Source organism: Paraburkholderia sp. GV068 (assembly GCF_003058125.1).
Classification (GTDB): Bacteria; Pseudomonadota; Gammaproteobacteria; order Burkholderiales; family Burkholderiaceae; genus Paraburkholderia; species Paraburkholderia graminis.
The window spans coordinates 15385-33714 of the sequence record NZ_QBUB01000023.1 but is presented as its reverse complement, the minus strand read 5'-3'; the positions used below and the strand labels follow the sequence as shown (position 1 = coordinate 33714).

Annotated in this window: 17 protein-coding genes; 11 read left to right on the top strand and 6 right to left on the bottom strand. The window is 56.4% G+C overall.

Features of this window, described 5'->3' with window-relative positions; genetic code table 11:
• The first annotated feature begins 118 nt into the window (after positions 1-118).
• Positions 119-949: an ABC transporter substrate-binding protein gene (locus tag C8K18_RS30380; protein WP_258196226.1), complete on the top strand. Its 831-nt coding sequence runs from the start codon at positions 119-121 to the stop codon at positions 947-949.
• A 164-nt stretch (positions 950-1113) separates the two neighbouring features.
• On the opposite strand, the gene C8K18_RS30375 is transcribed toward C8K18_RS30380, so the two are convergent.
• The 3 genes from C8K18_RS30375 to betC form a co-directional block, all read right to left on the bottom strand.
• On the bottom strand, positions 1114-1947 hold the full coding sequence (locus C8K18_RS30375) for an ABC transporter substrate-binding protein (RefSeq protein ID WP_107710797.1): 834 nt from the start codon (positions 1945-1947) through the stop codon (positions 1114-1116).
• 171 nt (positions 1948-2118) lie between these two features.
• On the bottom strand, positions 2119-2862 hold the full coding sequence (locus C8K18_RS30370; protein WP_207909702.1) for a GntR family transcriptional regulator: 744 nt from the start codon (positions 2860-2862) through the stop codon (positions 2119-2121).
• Positions 2863-2939: 77 nt separating this feature from the next.
• Complete coding sequence (gene betC, locus C8K18_RS30365; RefSeq protein WP_107710796.1) at positions 2940-4502, bottom strand: choline-sulfatase; 1563 nt, start codon at positions 4500-4502, stop codon at positions 2940-2942.
• 406 nt (positions 4503-4908) lie between these two features.
• Between betC and C8K18_RS30360 the strand changes: the two genes are divergently transcribed.
• From C8K18_RS30360 to C8K18_RS30310, 10 genes are all read left to right on the top strand, one after another.
• Positions 4909-6039: a porin gene (locus tag C8K18_RS30360; RefSeq protein WP_107710795.1), complete on the top strand. Its 1131-nt coding sequence runs from the start codon at positions 4909-4911 to the stop codon at positions 6037-6039.
• Positions 6040-6360: 321 nt separating this feature from the next.
• Positions 6361-7191: an amino acid ABC transporter ATP-binding protein gene (locus C8K18_RS30355; protein ID WP_107710794.1), complete on the top strand. Its 831-nt coding sequence runs from the start codon at positions 6361-6363 to the stop codon at positions 7189-7191.
• A 10-nt stretch (positions 7192-7201) separates the two neighbouring features.
• Complete coding sequence (locus C8K18_RS30350) at positions 7202-7873, top strand: amino acid ABC transporter permease (RefSeq protein WP_107710793.1); 672 nt, start codon at positions 7202-7204, stop codon at positions 7871-7873.
• 8 nt (positions 7874-7881) lie between these two features.
• Positions 7882-8547: an amino acid ABC transporter permease gene (locus C8K18_RS30345; RefSeq protein ID WP_107710792.1), complete on the top strand. Its 666-nt coding sequence runs from the start codon at positions 7882-7884 to the stop codon at positions 8545-8547.
• 31 nt (positions 8548-8578) lie between these two features.
• The gene (locus C8K18_RS33910; RefSeq protein WP_258196225.1) at positions 8579-8920 is read left to right on the top strand and encodes an aldehyde dehydrogenase family protein; all 342 of its coding nucleotides are present in this window, start codon (positions 8579-8581) and stop codon (positions 8918-8920) included.
• A 70-nt stretch (positions 8921-8990) separates the two neighbouring features.
• Positions 8991-10022 (top strand): proline racemase family protein, encoded by a 1032-nt coding sequence (locus tag C8K18_RS30330; RefSeq protein WP_107710791.1) that lies wholly within the window; start codon positions 8991-8993, stop codon positions 10020-10022.
• Between the two features lie 14 nt (positions 10023-10036).
• A complete protein-coding gene (locus tag C8K18_RS30325; protein ID WP_258196224.1) occupies positions 10037-10798 on the top strand; it encodes a GntR family transcriptional regulator in 762 nt (253 codons plus the stop codon).
• A gap of 729 nt (positions 10799-11527) precedes the next feature.
• Complete coding sequence (gene dapA / locus C8K18_RS30320) at positions 11528-12406, top strand: 4-hydroxy-tetrahydrodipicolinate synthase (protein ID WP_107710790.1); 879 nt, start codon at positions 11528-11530, stop codon at positions 12404-12406.
• Positions 12407-12465: 59 nt separating this feature from the next.
• Positions 12466-13704, top strand: coding sequence for an FAD-binding oxidoreductase (locus C8K18_RS30315; protein WP_165919883.1), 1239 nt, complete (start codon positions 12466-12468; stop codon positions 13702-13704).
• A gap of 25 nt (positions 13705-13729) precedes the next feature.
• On the top strand, positions 13730-15211 hold the full coding sequence (locus C8K18_RS30310) for an aldehyde dehydrogenase family protein (RefSeq protein ID WP_375135827.1): 1482 nt from the start codon (positions 13730-13732) through the stop codon (positions 15209-15211).
• Positions 15212-15870: 659 nt separating this feature from the next.
• Here the strand turns inward: C8K18_RS30310 and C8K18_RS30305 are convergent.
• The 3 genes from C8K18_RS30305 to C8K18_RS30295 all read right to left on the bottom strand — a co-directional run bounded on the left by C8K18_RS30305 (position 15871) and on the right by C8K18_RS30295 (position 18323).
• Positions 15871-16650 (bottom strand): glucose 1-dehydrogenase, encoded by a 780-nt coding sequence (locus C8K18_RS30305; protein ID WP_107710788.1) that lies wholly within the window; start codon positions 16648-16650, stop codon positions 15871-15873.
• A gap of 29 nt (positions 16651-16679) precedes the next feature.
• A complete protein-coding gene (locus C8K18_RS30300; RefSeq protein ID WP_258196222.1) occupies positions 16680-17471 on the bottom strand; it encodes a transporter substrate-binding domain-containing protein in 792 nt (263 codons plus the stop codon).
• A 123-nt stretch (positions 17472-17594) separates the two neighbouring features.
• Positions 17595-18323, bottom strand: a complete 729-nt coding sequence (locus C8K18_RS30295; RefSeq protein ID WP_107710786.1) for an amino acid ABC transporter ATP-binding protein — start codon at positions 18321-18323, stop codon at positions 17595-17597.
• Positions 18324-18330: the final 7 nt, after the last annotated feature.

Sequence of the window (18330 nt, the reverse complement as noted above, 5' to 3'; positions counted from 1 at the left end):
CCTAGTTGACAACCAATTCTTTGGATTACTAGACTGCATACAGCGCTGCACACCCTTAGTATACAGTGTTGTGTGGTGACATCCGAGTCCGATTGGAGTTAACCCGTCTTGTGAGGTCATGATGAATCGAGTGTTTCGTTCAACCCGGCACGTTGCGTTGTGTTTGGCAGCTGCAGCTTCTGTTCTCACGGCCATGCCAGCCAAAGCCGGCGACGCTTGGGCAAGCGTCAAAAAGGCGGGGGTCCTCCGTTGCGGCGCGGCGCTGGCGCCTCCGTATGTCATGCGTGACCCGAAGTCGGGCACCTATAGCGGCTTCTTCTCTGACTTGTGCAAGGACTTCGGCGAGAAAGCGTTGAACGTCAAGGTCGAATTCGTTGACACTAACTGGGACAACATCGTCGCAGGACTGCAGTCGAACAAGTGGGACCTGTCGATGGCGTTGAATGACACGCCTGAGCGCGAGAAGGCCATCTCGTTCTCTATTCCGGTGACGCCGTACAACGTCTCGTTCGCTTACAACAAGAACAATCCCAAGATTGCCAAGGGCGCAAAGAGCGTCGCAGATTTCGACAAGTCAGGCGTGTCGGTCGCTGTGATGTCTGGCTCAGCTCAAGACAAGGCTATCAGCGCGCTTCTGAAGAAGGCGACCGTCATGCGCTTGCCCACCAATGACGACACGCGCATGGCACTCATGTCAAAGAGAGCCGACTTGCTGGCAGATGCCAATATCACAAACATGCTTCTCACTGAGTCCCATCCGGAGTGGGCGGCGACGATTCAACCGAATCCGGCAGTTGCACAGCAAGAAGTCGCGTTCGGCGTGCGCAAGGAGACCTCAGAAGCAGATTTGAAGGTCCTTAACGGTTTTATCGACCAGCAAGTTAAATCTGGAAATGTCGACAAGCTCATTAAAGCTTCGGTTCAGACGATGCTCGCTGCCGGCAAGTGAGACTCACTTAATCAGCGAACGTCTGACATAGAGACCATCCTGCGTATCAGCTAGTTGTCCGAAAGGAGCGGTTAGTTGAATGCACTCCCTGACCGATACTTGCTGTGTGATTCGCCTTCGAGGCTGGGCCGTCTGTGACGGCCCAGCCTTCTTATCCTATCGTGTCACTTTGCAGCCTCCAGCATCTGTTGGACTGACGCTTTCACCAGCTTGTCAATCTGGCCAGTTTTAACCTGTTGGTCAATGAAGCTGTTCAGTACCGCCACGTCGGCTGCGGGGATATCTTTCCGAATGCCGAACGCAACGTCCTGATGCGCGAGCGGCGGATTCGGGCTGAAGGTAGCCGCCCATTCGGGGTGCGCTTGGGTGAGCAGCATGTTCGTGATGCTCGGGTCAGCCACCATGTCTACGCGCCGAGACAGCAGCGAGAGGCGCACCTCGTCGTCTCCCGGCAACCGGACAATATTGGCATGTTTGAGCGTCGCTGTAATCGCTTTGTCTGCTGCTGTTCCTGACATCACCGCAACGTTCACGTCTTTTCTGTCTATGTCCGCGAGGGTCTTTATCCCATTTGCGAATTTCGGATTCTTCTTGTTGTAGGCGAACGAAACGGTGTAGTCAACGGCTGGTTTTGAGAAGCTGATAGCCTCGCGGCGGGCTGGCGTATCGTTGAGTGCAAGCGAAAGGTCCCACTTGTCGGACTGCAGGCCCGCAACAATGTTGTCCCAGGTAGTGTTGACGAACTCGACCTTCACCTTCAGAACGTTTTCACCAAATTGCCGACAAAGCTCGCTGAAGAAGCCTCGGTACTTGCCCGTCGTCACGTCGCGCATTACATACGGAGGCGCGGTGGCTGCGCCGCACCGAAGTACGCCGGCTTTTCGTACGTTTTGCCACGTAGAGCCATCGTCAGCCTTCGCCGATGGGCTACTCAGGGCAAGTGCTGCCAAAAGCGCCGCGAGCGCAACGCCTATTTTCGAGGGAGAAGTACGTAGCATTGGAGCCTCCGATGTGACTCATCGTCTTCGATGATTCCGTCAACTTTTAGGTTGATGGCGTTTTAGATTGAACATTACGATACCTATAGCATTCCTAATTGCATGCAAGGTTTTTCATTTCGCTCGCCGAACGCTCTCTTGGTAACAAAGAAAGCGTTCGACAGTTCTGTTTTAGCTCACATTGCTGTCCCGCGAACTAAGGACCGATTTGCCGAGGTCGATTGGGGCCGCTTGGTCTCTGCGCATGAACTCCAGAAAGCTTTCCCGAAACTGTCGCGTCTGGTCAAATGCAAGGTTGTCGGCGAGGTCGGGCTCACCGGAGCGAATGGCCTTCAACATCAAATCGTGCTGTTGATATAGCTGATTTGCTAAGTGCGCCTTCCCAAGATGTTCGATATGCAGGTTGAACATGCGTCTGCGCTCATCCAGCAGTCTCTCGTAGAACGCCGCAAGATATGGGTTCCGGCCTGCCCGCGCTACAGCCATATTGCAAGCCTTGTTCGCCGCTGAAACCAGCAGATAGTCCTCCGTCTCTATCGAATTACGAAGATACTCATTAGCAGCGACCATCGCATCGAGGTCATCGTTGGACCGGTTTTCGGCGGCCAACCGGCAGTTCAATCGATGTGCTATCCCGAGTGCTTCGACATACTTGGGGAACGCCTCAAGCTCTATGGGTGAAACGATGGTGCTCCGGTTCGGCAGCACAGCAGCGAGACCGTCACCGACGAGTCGAATCAACGCTTCCCGAATGGGAGAACGCGACAGCTTGAATCGCTCTGCAAGCGTCGCCTCGTCCAGAAGCCTGCCCGGACGTTGAACGAGATTCAGAATTTCATCATGAAGAGTCTCGTACACCGCCTTGGAGCTCGGCCCCTTTCCGCGGCGGTCATCGTCATTCACAGAGATATTCATTTTTTCGCCAAATTTGTCGAAGTAATGCTGCGCAAGCAAACGGCCTTAGGCGCACGAACTGAATCCACAGGCGCGATTCATTGTTCGATTCGGTCGCGGTCGGGCAGTCCCAGATACGAGCGCTGCTCGGCCTCAGGAAAGTACTCGCCGCGCCGGACAAACTTAGTGTGCTCGCGCACAGCGTTCGGATACGTTTCCCAATCGGTGACTTTGCCCGTGTGCAGCGAGCGCATGAGGAACTGGCGAGTCTTTTGGCTTGCGACAACTTCATCACGCAAACGGCCAAGGTCCCATGTCCGTGACAACACCTGCTTGAGCTTTTCAAGGATTGCGCCGTACTCCGGGTTTTCCGCCAGGTTCAATTGCTCACCCGGGTCAGCGGCGAGATTATAGAGTTGTGGGGGGTAAGCTTCAGAGTAAATCAGCTTGAAATCCCCTTCGCGAACCATGACACGTGGTGCTTTCGTGCCGCCGTCGAGATGTTCCGCGACGACGATTCGGTCCGGCTCGTCCTTGCTCATGAGCGGAAGGAGGCTGCTGCCTTCAAACGGGGTGACGATTGCGTCCTCGCTTCCATTGGCGATATCCACAAGCGTAGGTAAAACATCGACGAGCGAGACTGGCGCCTTGACGCGACTTAACCCCTGCTTGCGAGGGTCGAAATATATGAGCGGAACGGAGAGCGCGGGGTCGAACAGGTTCTTTTTGAACCACAATCCGCGTTCGCCGACCATGTCTCCGTGGTCCGACGTGAACATCACGATAGTCTCTTTTGCCATCCCGGTCGATTCGAGCGCCGCTCGAAGTTCGCCGACGCGCTTGTCGATGTACGAAATCATCGCGTAGTAGCCATGCCGGGCGCGTCGATACACTTCGTCGGTCACGTTGTACTTGTCGAGACCGTAGTGGAAGTACAGACCGCGGCTGTGTGCGTCCATTTGGTCGAGCGGAATCTTCGCCACGCGAGGCTCGTCTATGTCCTCGTCCTTGTACAGGTCCCAGAACTCTGGCGTCGAAACGTAGGGGTCATGTGGCTGCGTGAACGAAACCGTCATGAAAAGTGAGCGCCCATCTCCATAGCGGCGCCAATCGTAGATTTGCTGAACGGCGCGACGGGCGACCTCATCGTCATAGTCAATCTGAAGAGACCGTGCAACGGCACTCGCGTCCGAAACAGTCTCCACGCTTGAAACACCTTGGGTCTTGACATGCGTTTCTGGCTGTTCCGGGTCGCCTACCTGCTCGTACGTGAGCGGCGTCCAGCTGAAGTCAGCAGGGTAGATTTCAGTGGTCAGACGGTCCTCAAACCCGTGCTGCTGGTCGGGACCTACAAAATGCATCTTGCCGGACAGGCAGGTGTAGTAGCCCGCGTCTCTCAGGTAATGCGCAAATGTCGGAACCGCGGCGGGAAACTCAGCCGCGTTGTCGAATGCGCCGATTTTGGAGGGCAGTCTTCCCGCCATCAGAGCGAACCGGGACGGCGCGCACAACGGATACGGACAGTAGGCGTTCTCGAACACCGTGCCTTCAGCGGCAAGTCTGTCGAGATTTGGAGTCTTCGTGACCTTGTTTCCGTATGCCGACAGCGCGTAGGCGGTCATTTGGTCGGCCATGATGAATACGATGTTCGGCTTCTTCATTTGCAAAGTTCCTCTTTTTTGACGGCTTTCGCCGCAAGCGTCTGCTGGTCGGCACGCTTGCGACAGGTACAAGTTTGTCGAAATATATTCAACAAGTAAAGCCGAAAATGAAGCATGCCGACGGTGAAGGGCTGTCGTTGACCCGCAATCTATCGCAAGAACGCGCGGATTTCGTGCACGTCGGTATTTTTGATAGCTTGACGATGTCGAAAATGCATCGACATAATTTGTAAACTGTACACGACTCTGTATACAGGAGGGCCGGTTTCGGGAGCTATGGACTGCTTCGCGGGTGTTGGTAGGTAACGGGGCGGTGGGCGTAGTTCAGAGGTGGACAAACTGAGACCGGCCAAATGATGTGAGTAGACCACCTAGATTCGATGCATTCTACAATTAGGAGTCCAGAATGAAGACTTACAGGTTTGTTGCGACAGCGGTCACTCTGCTGCTCGCGAGCGCTGCACATGCACAAAGCACCGTGACCCTATACGGCATCATCGACGCTGGCTTCAACTATGTCAGCAATCTCAAGTCGGGTAACGGTGCCCACGCCTTCACCTTATCCGATGGTCCCCCGCAAGCGAGCCGCTTCGGCCTTAAGGGTGCGGAAGACATCGGCGGAGGCAACAAGATTGTTTTCACACTCGAGAACGGATTCAGCGTCGCGAACGGCAACCTCGGACAGGGAGGCCGAATGTTCGGTCGCTTGGCTTGGATTGGTATGACGGGGCAGAACTGGGGCAAGGTGACATTGGGTCGACAATACGACCCGGTGGTCGACTACCTTTATCCACTGACCTCATGCGGGACCTATGGCGGCGGCTATATGTGTCACCCATTTGACAGTGACAACATTGGAAACGACGCCCGCACGAACAACTCGGTGAAGTACACCAGTCCAACTTTGGCTGGCTTAACGTTCGGCACGATGTACGGTTTCAGCAACCAAGCCGGAGCGTTCAAGCAGAACCGTTCCTTTGGCATTGGTGCTTCGTACTCAAATGGGCCGCTCTACCTCGCTGCGGCTGCCCAGCAGTTCGACAATCCCGGCACGAATGCCGATGGCGCAATCTCCTCGAACGCGGATGCACCATTCGTCGCCAATAGACAGCGAATTTATGGCGCTGGTGGCACATACACCATCGGCGCGTTGAAGCTTGCTCTGTCATGGGCGCGTACGGTCTTGACCGGTATCAGCTCCGGTCCAATCATCTCGAGCTATCTCCGACTCGATAACTATGAAGTGAACGCAATGTACGCGGTCACCCCGACTCTGAATCTCTCCGGTGGCTACTATTTTACGAACGGTAAGCAAGCGTCTCCGACAGGCGACCTCAGACCGAAATGGCACGAGTTCAACGTCATGGTCGACTATTTCCTTTCGAAGCGAACAGACGTCTTTGCTATGGCTATCTTTCAGAAGGCGGCGGGCGATGCGACCTTCGCGAGCATCTACGCCATCGGACCCACTGCAACGGAAGCGCCTGGTAGCGCAAAGCAAGCGGTCGTTCGTCTGGGAATCCGCCATAAGTTCTGACTCTTGTGCGACTCAAAGTCTGAGCTGCTACTGTTGAAACCACTCGGGATGGGACCTCCCGCATGGTCTCCCACTTCGGCTAGGGTGCTAACTGTCGTAGCTCTGCGATGCGGAAGGACGGCCCCATGAGGCCGTGCGGGATTTCCCTACGCAGTGCAGTTCTTGATTGACAGGCGGATTTCTGCCTCCCTACACTGTGTACAGTGCTGCACACATTCGGCCACACAGATTCGCATCCGATGGCTCGGGTCGATTTCAGGCATATCAGGCGTGGCACCACCGCATCCCAGCCCTTCCGGGCGATTGCTGGAGAGATTTTCAATGTTGTCACCTCAGACCATGGCCATTAGCTCGAACGGACAATCTGCCGTCTACGACCTTCCTGTCACAACATCCGGCGACTTCGTACAGTTCCGAAAGGTGTACAAGTCGTACGGGGAAAATTTGGTCGTGATGGACAACTTAGACCTGGATATGCGAGCCGACGACCGCCTCGTCATCATCGGCCCCAGCGGCAGCGGCAAGAGCTCGCTCCTTCGCGTCATGATGGGCCTTGAGGGCATGCAGTCCGGCGAAATCGGATTCCAAGGGCAGCCTTATATCCGCGGCGAGAAGAACGGTGGTAAGCGTATCGACACCCGTCTGCAAAAGCAGATTGGGATGGTGTTTCAGCACTACACGCTCTTCCCCCATCTTTCCGTGCTGGGCAATCTCATCCTCGCGCCGATGAAGACCGCGAGTCTCTCAAGAGCGGAGTCGACGGAGCGCGCTCGGATGTATCTAGCCCGCTTGGGCCTTGAAAGTAAGCTGCACGCGTATCCGAGTCAACTTTCCGGCGGCCAGAAGCAGCGGGTCGCAATTGCTCGTGCACTCATGCTTGAGCCGAAACTCATGCTGTTCGATGAGGTGACGAGCGCGCTCGACCCGGAAATGGTCGTTGAAGTGCAGAACGTAATGTTGCAGTTGGCCGAGCAGAAGATGGCCATGATTATCGTCACGCACGATATGCACTTTGCACGCGACATTGGCACGCGCGTCGTCTTCTGCGCTGGCGGCAAAATCGTTGAGCAGGGGGCCCCGGCAGAGATGTTCAAGTCGCCGAAGGAAGCGCGCACTCGCGAATTTCTCGAAAAAGTCCTCCACCTTGACTGAGGGCTAAGCCATGAACTACCAGTTTGACTTTAGCTTCCTCGAGGGAAGTGTCGGTCCGCTACTCTCCGGACTTCGTGTGACGCTTGAGCTTGCAATAGCGTCGAACTTAATCGGCCTTACGTGCGGCTTTTTGCTTTGCCTGCTCGCCATGAGCCGTTGGGCGATTCTGCGTTTGCCTGCGCAACTCTTCATCGAGTTTTTCCGGTGCACGCCAGCGCTGCTGCAGATTGTCTGGTTCTTCTACTGCATTCCCATGATTTTCGATGTGTTCATCGACCCTATTACCATGGGAGTGCTCGCGCTTGGCCTAAACCTCACTGCGTTCAATGCAGAAGCATATCGTGCGGGCGTTCAGGCAGTACCGAAGGAGCATCTGGATGCTTGTGTGGCGTTAGGCCTTCGTCCTTGGCAACGGACTGTCTACGTCGTCTTGCCGCAGGCGCTGCGCAACGCGATGCCCGTGCTCATGACCAATGGCATTGGCAGTCTGCAGCAGAGCGCGTTAGTGGCAATCGTGGCAGTTGCAGACCTGATGTATGTGGCAAAGAGCCTTGCAACTGAAGCATACAGGCCGCTTGAGACCTACTCGATTGTGGCACTCATCTATTTCGCTCTTTCCCTGCCCATCTCCAAGCTGGTTCATGTGGTTGAGCGCCGCCAAGACGCAGCCATTTCGCGCTGAGGTTCGACATGACTCTCAATTTTGCATCCGTGTTCCCCTACTGGGCTGTTCTCCTCAAGGGGCTTGGCATCACGATAGCGTTCAGCTGCAGTTGTGCTGTGATGGGCAGTGTCGCAGGATTCGTGCTCAGCGTGCTGCGTATGTCGCCGAATCCAGTAATCAAAGGTGTGACGTCGTTTTACGTTCAATTTTTCCGGGGGACGCCGCTGCTAATTCAGCTCTTCTGGGTTTTCTTCTGCTTTCCTGTCGTTTTTCATGTGGATATCCCGCCGCACGCTTCAGTAGTCATCTCTCTGACGATGTACATGGCGGCGGTGACCAGCGAGACGTTTCGTGGAGCGCTGAAGTCGATTGCGGCCGAGCAGCACGACGCGTGTATCGCATTGAGCCTGCCGCCACAAGTGAAGATTCTTTACGTGATTTTTCCGCAGGCGCTGCTGAGAGCTATTCCGCCGCTGCTTTCGAATGTCGTCAGTCTCTTCAAGGAGAGTGCGCTAATTTCGTCAGTCGGTATCGCTGACCTCATGTTTGTCGGCCAAAGCATCTCGAATGCGACTGCCAAGCCCGTTGAGTTCCTGACTGCTGTCGCAATCATCTATTTCCTTGTGGCCTTCCCGTTGACCCGTTTGGTGGGCTTGGTCGAATCGCGCTTCCTCAGGCGCTTCGCTTACTAGTTCATTCCGTTGAAAAGTCGGAGACAAGCTTATGCAAATGAAAGGCATCCTGCCCGCGCTTGTTACGCCGTTTAACCCAGTCGGCGCGGTCGACCATGACGCTCTCGCGAACATTCTCGAGTTCAAACTGAAGGCCCGTTCGATGACGAAGGAGAGGCGATGCGGTCGGCGAACGAACGTCGATCAGGTCTCGCCCCCCTGCGGCGATGCCACGCGACCAGGGAGTTACGAGCGCGTAGCTTGGGCATTGCCCGCCGGAATTGTCTGGATTAACCACAGCCAACTGAGCTTCATTGAGGCGCCGTGGGGGGGCTATAAACAGTGCGGAATCGGTCGCGAACCTGGCGAGCTGGCGTTTGAGCAACTGCCTTGAAACCTAGCAAATCATGCGATTCGCCAGTGATAAGCCTTGGGACTGGTACATCAAGTAAGGTCTGTCAATCATGCGCTGGAAAAAGACACTACAAATTGTCGATGTTCATTGCGAGGGCGAAATCGGCAAGGTCATCACCGCGGGAGTCGTTGGGATTCCCGGGGCGACTATGCTCGACAAGATGAATTACATCAATGAAGTCGACGACAGTCTGCGAAGGCTCGTCGTTCTTGAGCCGCGCGGGTGCCTGCAAATGTCTGCGAATCTCCTGCTGCCGCCAACTCGACCAGAGGCGGATGCGGGCTTCATTGTGCTTCAGGCAGACAAAGCGCATCCAATGTCAGGAAGCAATGCCATCTGCGTTGTAACGGCGTTGCTGGAGCTTGGAATGGTCGAAATGCAGGAGCCGAAAACGACCGTAGTTCTAGACACTCCAGCGGGACTCGTGACCGCCCATGCAACCTGCAAGGCCGGACGTTGTTCGGGCGTCTCGCTCGATATGGTGCCGTCTTTCGCTGAGCAACTTGACTTTCGCTTCGAGACTCCTCAGTTCGGGAGAATTAAAGCCGACATCGCATTTGGCGGCGTCTACTACGCACTTATCGATGTAGACCAGATTGGCCTGACGATTGCGCCGGAGAATGCTCGTGCACTTGCCGATGCCGGCGTTGGGTTGAAGAGCATCATCAATGGTCAAATCGAGATTCAACATCCGCTCTTTCCTGAAATTAACGAAGTCGCATATGTAATGTTTCGCAATCGCTTGAGCGACGATCTGTACCAGACTTGCACCACGCTTCCGCCCGGCCGCGTTGACCGGTCGCCGTGCGGTACGGGAAGTTCGGCTAATCTTGCGACTCTGTCAGCACGCGGCGTGGTCGATATTGGCAGTCGTCTCACGTCGCGCTCGACCATCGGGGGGGAGTTCACGGTCGAAATGCGAGGAAAAACTGAAGTCGCTGGAAAGCCGGCCGTTTTACCGAGAGTGCGAGGTCGCGCTTGGATCTATGGTATTCAGCAGCTCGGCGTGGACCCCGATGACCCCCTAGCTGCCGGTTTCATGCTGAGCGATACCTGGGGACCCGGTTTTCCTGCCGGATGAACGGAGGTCGCAGGATGATAAAATCGGACGCGCGCCCGATGGTTCGGGCCAACGAAAGCGGCGGTGAGGCGATGAGTAAAGGTACGGAGACGGAAACCACTGTTCGCAGGCATGGCGGACGATACATCTATGAGGAACTGCGTAAACAGATTCTCACTTTGAAACTGAAACCAGGCGCTCCCCTCGACGAGGTCTCGCTCGCAGCTCAATTCGGGCTATCGCGCTCTCCCGTGCGCGATGCACTGGCGCGCTTGATTAGCGAGGGACTGGTAACGATTCTCCCGAATCGCACTACGCTTGTGACGCCGTTCGAAATTGAGGAATTCCCGAAGTACATTTCGGCGCTGGACCTTATTCAACGAGCAGTGACGCGTCTTGCTGCGCAGCACCGAACGACTGAGGACCTCGAGCGCATACGAAAAGCCGACGACGAATACATGCGGGCCGTTGAGAGCGGTGACTTTCAGGCGATGTCCGAGACCAACAAGGCTTTTCACATGGCTATCGCTCATGCAGCAAACAATCCCTACTTTGTAGGCTATTACGAGCGGCTGCTAGGCGAAGGGCAACGGCTTCTGCATCTTCATTTCGACTATACGGTGACCTCGCCAACCGCGACCAAGCTCGGCCGTGACCACGCCGAACTTATCGAGGTTATCGAGAAGCGAGACGCCAATCTCGCGGAGAAACTGGCCCACGAACACACGATGCTGTTTCAAAAACGCTTCCTGGACTATATGCGCCAGAATATGACCGAGTCCATGGCCATACTCTAATTCCTCGGCTGCGTTTTCGACGCGAACTCGGGCAGTATCTGCGTCGCCCTAGCCCGTAGTCGGGCCTGTCCTCGTCTGATAATTCCAAGCTCGAGCGTTTAGGCGCGAACCTCAAACGGCCGACGCAGGCCGTGCCGAAGCATCGGGTCCCTACCACCCAACCAGGCCCGGATGAGCCACCTGCGTCCGTTGCGTAGCCGGAGATAGCCGCCAGCTCAGAGCCGCGGCAGCAAAAGCCTGCGGAGGGACGGTTCCACCTTGTTCCGTCGCCATTATCGGCCAGTTTCGCGGGGTCTTTCAGCCCTTCGTATTCAGTTCGGCGCTCGCTCGTGAGCGCTTGTCGACATCGCATCTGTTTCCGGTCCAAGACCACGCGGACGCTCCGCTCGTCCCATCCCTGTTGTGTTTGCTAAACCATCTGTCTAGGGAAAATCGCCTAGTTGACTTTCGGAACTGGTGTTTTTACACTGCCTGCATACAGTTCTGCACACATGAAAACACACAGCATTCATTGGTGCTGCAAAAGTGTGACGCTCGCGGCGCAGGCCCTGAGTTTTTGGACAGTCGACCGAATTAGTGGGCCGGAGCTTGAGAGAGCGGCAGTGGGCAAAAACATCGGTGCGGAGCAGCCAACAAGTTCCGTGCCTCCTGGCCGAGCTCGAACCCGATTCCATTGCAAATGGCAAATTCAGTGCGCTTAAGCGGCTGATAACCTTGACGGAGTGAACAATGAAGTTATCTGGAGTCATGCCGGCGCTTGTGACGCCTTTCGATGCCAACAACAAGGTCGACTTCAAGGCGCTCGAAAAGCACATGCTCAACTTGCGAGCTGCGGGAGTCACTGGCTGGGTGCCGCTGGGCTCGACTGGCGAATACTTCTCGATGTCGAAAGAGGAACGAGGAGAGGTCCTTCGATTTGTAAGGGATTTCGCCAACGACAACGAAGTGCTCATCGCTGGCACGAACGCCCCGGCCACGCGCGAAGTAATCGAGCACACTGCCAAGGCAAAGGAAATCGGCTACGACACGGTCCTTCTGGCGACGCCCTTTTACACCCGCCCCACGCAAGAAGAACTCCTTTCGCACTATCGCCAAGTTCTTGATGCAACCGGCGTCAACCTCATCCTCTACAACTATCCGCAGAAGGATGGAATCGAGATTTCGTTCGACCTCATGGATGCGCTTGCGGACGACCCGCGTGTCATCGGTATCAAGGAAAGCTCGGGCGTTCTGCAGCGTGCAATCGATATCTATTCCCGCTACCGGGGCCGTATTGACTTGGTCTCTGGCTCCGACGATGTGGCGCTCGACTTCATGTTCTGGGGTGCAGACACGTGGATTTGCGGACCGGCAAATTGCATGGCGAAGGCGTGTTGCGACCTCGACCGTACATTCCGCTCTGGTGAACTGGAGAAAGCACGCGAAATGATGGCAACCCTCTACCGTGCGATGAACATCCTCGAAAGCGGGAAGTTCGTTCAGAAAATCAAGTACGGCTGCGAACTGCAGGGCACACCGGTAGGTAAGGCTCGCGCACCCTTGGGAGAGTTGACGGACGAAGAGAAGACGGCATTCCGTGCAGCGATGGAACCCATCCTGAACTGGTAATCGTCGATGTCGGCTTGAGGTAGCCCTCAAGCCTTAGCCAAATGTCCGCAGGAGAGTTTGTGTCACCTATCGTTGTTATCGGCGCTGGAATCATCGGAACCACCATCGCGTATGAGCTGCAGCGCCGCGGGGAATCGGTAGTGCTGGTTGACAAAGATACTCCGGGCAAAGGTGCTTCGTACGGCAACATGGCCAGCATTGCCGTCACCGAGTTCATGCCAGCATCGCGCCCGGGTGTTTGGGCGCAGATGCCCAAGTGGATGTTAGACCCGGAAGGCCCAGTGCGGGTCCGCCCGAGTTACATGCCGAAGCTGCTACCCTGGTTTGTGCGCTTTCTCTCGGCAAGTCGTCCCTCCAGGCTCCGGGAACTTGAGGCGGCAGGCGCCGTACTTTGCAGCCGAGTGCATGAAGACCTGGATGCCCTCTTGAAGGAAACCGGACTGCAGCACATGCTAAGTCCTGAGGGCAGCCTTAGTCTGTACAAGGACGACGCGGAGTTCCGCGCCGACCGGGAGCACATCGAGATTCTCGAACGCTTCGGATTCCCGCATGAAGTGATGGACGGCGAGGCCCTGCGCAAGCTTGAGCCCGCGTTGACTGACAAGATTGAAAAGGCGGTTCTCTTCCCTGAGAATCGGTCAATTTCCGACCCGTATAAGCTTGTTGTCGCGCTGGCGGAGCGTTTCAAGGCATTGGGCGGTCGCATTGAACAAGGCGACGTCGGTGGCTTTGACCAGAACGAGCAAAGGGTAAGCGCGGTCAAGTTCAAAGACGGACGTCGAATCGAATTGAGTCGTCTGGTCGTCGCAGCGGGGGCTTTCACTGGTCGCCTTTCGTTGCTCTTCAACGAACCTATTCCGCTTGAAACTGAGCGAGGCTATCACACGCAGATTATGGCTCCGGGCTTCTCGATGCGCCATTCCATTATCTGGCCTGCGCGCGCCTTTATGGTTACGCCAACAGCAGGCGGAATTCGTGTCGGAGGCACCGTAGAGATGGCTGGGCTAGATGCCCCGCCGGACTATCGCCGTGCCAAGGTATTGGTGAAGCGCGCGAAGGAAGCCATTCCTGGCCTCAAAGTGGAAGAGACAAGCGAGTGGATGGGCCATCGGCCAGCTCTTCCGGATACCGTCCCTGTCATCGGACGTTCGGCCAAGCGCTCAAACGTTTTCTATGCGACTGGGCACGGACACCTCGGGCTCACATACGGTGCGACCACCGGTCGATTGATGGCAGACCTCATTACGGGCGTTACACCGCCCGTGAACATGAAACCGTATCGCGTTGACCGGTTTTGAACCTCATGCAATGCACGACAAGGTAATCAAGATGCGAAACGAACTCTACATCGACGGCAAGTGGGTGAAGTCTATTAAAGGCGCTACCTGTGACGTAATCAACCCAGCGACAGAAGAGGTCATTCAGACAATCAGTGCGGCATCTGCCGAAGACGTCGACATCGCAGTCAAAGCAGCTCGTCGTGCATTCGACCATGATGGTTGGCCGAAGCTCAGCGGCGCGCAACGCGCAAAGTACCTGCGCGCCATTGCAAATGGTATCCGTAGCCGGCATGAAGAAATCGCCCGACTCGAGACGATTGATAACGGCAAGCCGTTTCCAGAAGCGATGTGGGATATCGGCGATGCTGCCGGGTGCTTCGAATATTACGCCGGTCTTGCCGAGCAACTCGACAACAATCCCGAGGAAAAGATTGAGCTTTCCGACGGGCGGTTTACCTCGAAGGCGGTGAAAGAACCCATCGGTGTGGCGGGCGCAATTATCCCGTGGAACTACCCGCTCCTTATGGCTGCGTGGAAGGTCGCGCCGGCTCTTGCGGCCGGCTGTACTGTGGTTCTCAAGCCTGCCGAACTTACGTCCCTGACGGCACTGGAGTTGGGCGCGATAGCGCACGAAGCGGAGTTGCCTGCGGGCGTGCTCAACATTCTGACGGGCTCTGGCTCGGTAACCGGTCAAGCAATCACAGAACACAAGGGCGTGGATAAGCTCGCCTTCACCGGCTCCGGTCCAATCGGTTCACAGATTATGGCCACCGCAGCCCGGGACATTAAGCGCATCAGCCTTGAGTTGGGTGGAAAATCTCCCTTCGTTGTTTTTGATGACGCCGACATCGAGCAAGCGGTCGAATGGATCATGTTCGGTATCTTCTGGAACCAAGGCCAGGTCTGCTCGGCAACCTCGCGCGTCCTTGTGCAGAAGGGCATATACGACAAGCTTCTGGAGCGGCTGGTCGAGGAGACCAATCGCATTACAGTCGGCAACGGCCTGGATGACGGCGTCCTTCTTGGGCCCTTGGTCTCGAGACGCCAGTACCGACAAGTCGCTGCCGCTATTGAAGCTGCTAGGGACGCGGGCGCAACCGTAGCTGCTGGTGGAACTCGACCTGAAGGCTTTGACAAGGGCTACTACCTGCGTCCGACGATTCTGACCGATGTGCCGCTTGACAGCGATGCGTGGGTCGAGGAAATCTTTGGCCCGGTCGTATGCGTTCGCCCCTTCGAGACGGAACACGAGGCGGTCCAACTCGCTAACGATTCGCGATTCGGTCTGGCTGCTGCCGTGATGTCGAAGGACGATGCGCGAGCTGAACGTGTTGCGGCCGCTTTGCGCGCCGGCATTGTTTGGATTAACTGCTCGCAACCGACTTTCACCGAAGCACCGTGGGGTGGCTACAAGCAATCCGGTATTGGTCGCGAACTGGGTCGGTGGGGACTCGACAATTACCTCGAGACCAAGCAGATTACCAAGTTGGTCAGCGAGGAGCCGTGGGGTTGGTACATCAAGTAATGGACGCGCACGATGTGTTTCGATGTCTCCGGAATATGCGAGCGGGGTGAATGCAAAGACTCTTGCGCCTAAGGTTTCCAGGCGCATTTCAGGACGGCAACTTTAGACCGGAAATGCGGCCATTACGAAAAGAAAGGCTATCTTAGTAACACGCTGAGAAACGCCTGTCGTCGACCACCCTGTCTCTCTTGCGCTCGCGAATGGCAACTGCCGGACAGGACGATTAGCTGAGTTCGACGCACACCCGGCAATCGATCCACGCGACGTTTATTGCGGCTTCCAAGCGTAAAGTGGAGATCGGGTTCGTATGCCGCGATTCAGCTACGCACCATTGCGCGTAATTTTTCAATCGATAGTGACGGATGCTGCCGGTGACGCATCGCATGACAGTTGCGGCACACCGACTTCAGGTCGCGGACAACATTCATCTGATAGTCCCCAGCAATGTCTGCAACGGGAGACCGAAACACTACACTCCATCCGGAATGTCGTCACGATGCAGTGTGCTCGTCGAGAAGCGACTTCAAGATCACAGGCAGAGTGTTGCGATTTTATGAAGTTGCAGCGCCCTGCTGCCCTTGGCTCCGGAACGGCAATGGCGCCGAATGTCGCTTCGTTCGCCGTTCGAATCGGTCCGCGGTTGTCGGTAACTTAAGCCATTACAGCGTGGCAGTCACACCGCCGTCCACATAAAGAATGTGGCCGTTCACGAAATTCGACGCATCGCTCGACAGAAACACCACCGCGCCGACGAGATCTTCCACGTCGCCCCAGCGTCGCGACGGCGTCCGTCCGGTGAGCCATGCACTAAACGTTTCGTCCTTGACGAGCGCCTCCGTCAGTTCGGTCTTGAAGTAGCCCGGGCCAAGACCATTCACCTGAATGCCGTATTGCCCCCAATCGATCGCCATGCCCTTTGTCAGCATCTTCACCGCGCCTTTGCTCGCCGTATAGGCGGCAATGTTCGGTCGGCCCAGCTCGCTTTGCACCGAGCAGATGTTGACGATCTTGCCGCGCTTGCGAGCGAGCATATGCCGCGCCACGGCCTGACCCACCAGGAACACACTGTCCACATTGGTCTTCATGAGTTCTTCCCACTCGGCATGCGAAAACTGGTCGAGTGGCGCGCGGCGCTGCATTCCGGCGTTATTCACAAGGATGTCGATCGGGCCGATGTCGCGCTCGATTTGAGAAATGGCCGCGTGCACCGCTTCTGGCGAAGTCACGTCGAAACTCACGGCATGCGCGCTCGCGTCCTCTTCGCGCAGACGATTCACCGCTTCGGCGAGGCGCGCCTCGCTACGGCCATTCAGCACGACTTCCGCACCGGCGCCCGCAAGGCCCTTCGCGAGCGCAAAACCGATACCGGTGCTCGATCCGGTGATGAGCGCGCGGCGCCCCGTCAGATCGAACAGCTTCAGGCTATTGTTCAACTTCATCCCCTTTCTGATCCACTGAATGCAAAGCTTCAGGACACCGGCGTGAACTTCAGCTGGTTGATCGGCGTGACCTTGTCGGTACGCGTCAGCCCATACGGCGTCTTCGGTCCAAGCCACTTGTTGAAGATGGCGCTCATTTCGCCGCTCTGCTCCATGGACGCCAATGCCTTATTGACCGCCGCCAGCATAGCCGGTTCATTCTGACGCAAGCCGACTGCAATCGGTTCGATCAGCATGGGCTCCGCGGCAATGGCCACCGCGCCGTCCGTTCCTTGAACCTGCTTTGCGATTTTTGTGGCGGTCATCTGGTTGGTGACAAAGCCCTTTACCTTGTCCTGCTCCAGCGCGAGGAACGCCGAGCTGGTGTCATGGAACGTAACCGCCTGACCGTCCTTGATGGAAAGAGGAATCGACTGCGCGGACGTCGAGCCGTCGGCGGCGCTGATCTTCTGGCCGGCGAAGTCCGTGAGCTTCTTGCTGGCATCCGCTTTCTTGACGACCAGCACTTCCTTGGTCGAGTAATACGAGTCGCTGAATGCAATCTGCGTGGCGCGTGTTTTCGTGTACGCGAGATTGGCGACGACCAGATCGACACGTCCGAGCTTCAGTTGCGGAATGCGTGCCTCGACTGCCAACGGTTCGAGCTTTGCCTTCACGCCCAACTGTTTCGCCACGGCGTTGCACAGGTCCACGTCCATACCTTCGAGTTGGCGCGTCTGCGCATTCGGATAGGAAAACGGTTCGACGTTCGAATAGACGCCGCACGTTACTTCGCCGCGGCTCTTGATATCCGCAAGCTGATCCGCGAAAGCCGGGCTCATGAACTGAAGAGCGGCGCCAGCGGCCAGGATCCCCGCACAAAATTTTCTTACCTGCATGGTGGTGCTCCTCTAAGGGTTATGTTTAAAGCAATTGACGCTGTTGAAAGCCGCTGCTGAATCGAATCAGTGCGTATGCAGATCGGAAAGGAAGCGCTGCGCGCGCGCATGCCTCGGGCGCTGGAAAAATTCTTCCGGCTCGGCGATTTCCAGGATCTTCCCTGCGTCCATGAACCAGACGCGGTCCGCCACCTCTCGTGCAAAGCCCATTTCGTGCGTAACGCACATCATCGTCATGCCCTCCTGCGCGAGGCTCTTCATCACGTTCAACACTTCGCCGACCATCTCCGGATCGAGCGCGCTCGTAGGTTCATCGAACAGCATCGCGGGCGGGTCCATGGCGAGCGCGCGTGCAATCGCGACGCGTTGTTGCTGTCCGCCCGATAACTGCGCCGGATAGGAACGCGCCTTGTTCGAGAGACCGACGCGCGACAGCAGATCCTGAGCCCTGCGTTCGGCCTCGGCACGCTTCAGTCCATGCACGCGCATCGGCGAAAGCGTGATGTTATCGAGCACCGATAAGTGCGGAAACAGGTTGAATTGCTGGAACACGAAGCCGACACGGCTACGGTAAGCATTCAGCCCGAGCTTTTTGTCGTGTATATCCTGGCCGTCGAAAAAGATCTGTCCTCGGTTGATCTCTTCAAGACGATTGACCGTGCGGATCAACGTCGACTTGCCCGAGCCGGAAGGACCGCAGACCACCACGACCTCGCCCTTGCGAACTTCGGCGTTCACGTCCACGAGTGCCTGGTATTCGCCATACCATTTGTTAACGCTGGAAAACCTGATCATGCGCAAT

Excerpts from the sequence above, each read along its gene's own strand:
- C8K18_RS30380 (WP_258196226.1), top strand. The coding sequence starts at position 119 with ATGATGAATCGAGTGTTTCGTTCAACCCGGCACGTTGCGTTGTGTTTG.
- C8K18_RS30375 (WP_107710797.1), bottom strand. The coding sequence starts at position 1,947 with ATGCTACGTACTTCTCCCTCGAAAATAGGCGTTGCGCTCGCGGCGCTT.
- C8K18_RS30370 (WP_207909702.1), bottom strand. The coding sequence starts at position 2,862 with ATGAATATCTCTGTGAATGACGATGACCGCCGCGGAAAGGGGCCGAGC.
- betC (WP_107710796.1), bottom strand. The coding sequence starts at position 4,502 with ATGAAGAAGCCGAACATCGTATTCATCATGGCCGACCAAATGACCGCC.
- C8K18_RS30360 (WP_107710795.1), top strand. The coding sequence starts at position 4,909 with ATGAAGACTTACAGGTTTGTTGCGACAGCGGTCACTCTGCTGCTCGCG.
- C8K18_RS30355 (WP_107710794.1), top strand. The coding sequence starts at position 6,361 with ATGTTGTCACCTCAGACCATGGCCATTAGCTCGAACGGACAATCTGCC.
- C8K18_RS30350 (WP_107710793.1), top strand. The coding sequence starts at position 7,202 with ATGAACTACCAGTTTGACTTTAGCTTCCTCGAGGGAAGTGTCGGTCCG.
- C8K18_RS30345 (WP_107710792.1), top strand. The coding sequence starts at position 7,882 with ATGACTCTCAATTTTGCATCCGTGTTCCCCTACTGGGCTGTTCTCCTC.
- C8K18_RS33910 (WP_258196225.1), top strand. The coding sequence starts at position 8,579 with ATGCAAATGAAAGGCATCCTGCCCGCGCTTGTTACGCCGTTTAACCCA.
- C8K18_RS30330 (WP_107710791.1), top strand. The coding sequence starts at position 8,991 with ATGCGCTGGAAAAAGACACTACAAATTGTCGATGTTCATTGCGAGGGC.
- C8K18_RS30325 (WP_258196224.1), top strand. The coding sequence starts at position 10,037 with ATGATAAAATCGGACGCGCGCCCGATGGTTCGGGCCAACGAAAGCGGC.
- dapA (WP_107710790.1), top strand. The coding sequence starts at position 11,528 with ATGAAGTTATCTGGAGTCATGCCGGCGCTTGTGACGCCTTTCGATGCC.
- C8K18_RS30305 (WP_107710788.1), bottom strand. The coding sequence starts at position 16,650 with ATGAAGTTGAACAATAGCCTGAAGCTGTTCGATCTGACGGGGCGCCGC.
- C8K18_RS30300 (WP_258196222.1), bottom strand. The coding sequence starts at position 17,471 with ATGAGCCCGGCTTTCGCGGATCAGCTTGCGGATATCAAGAGCCGCGGC.
- C8K18_RS30295 (WP_107710786.1), bottom strand. The coding sequence starts at position 18,323 with ATGATCAGGTTTTCCAGCGTTAACAAATGGTATGGCGAATACCAGGCA.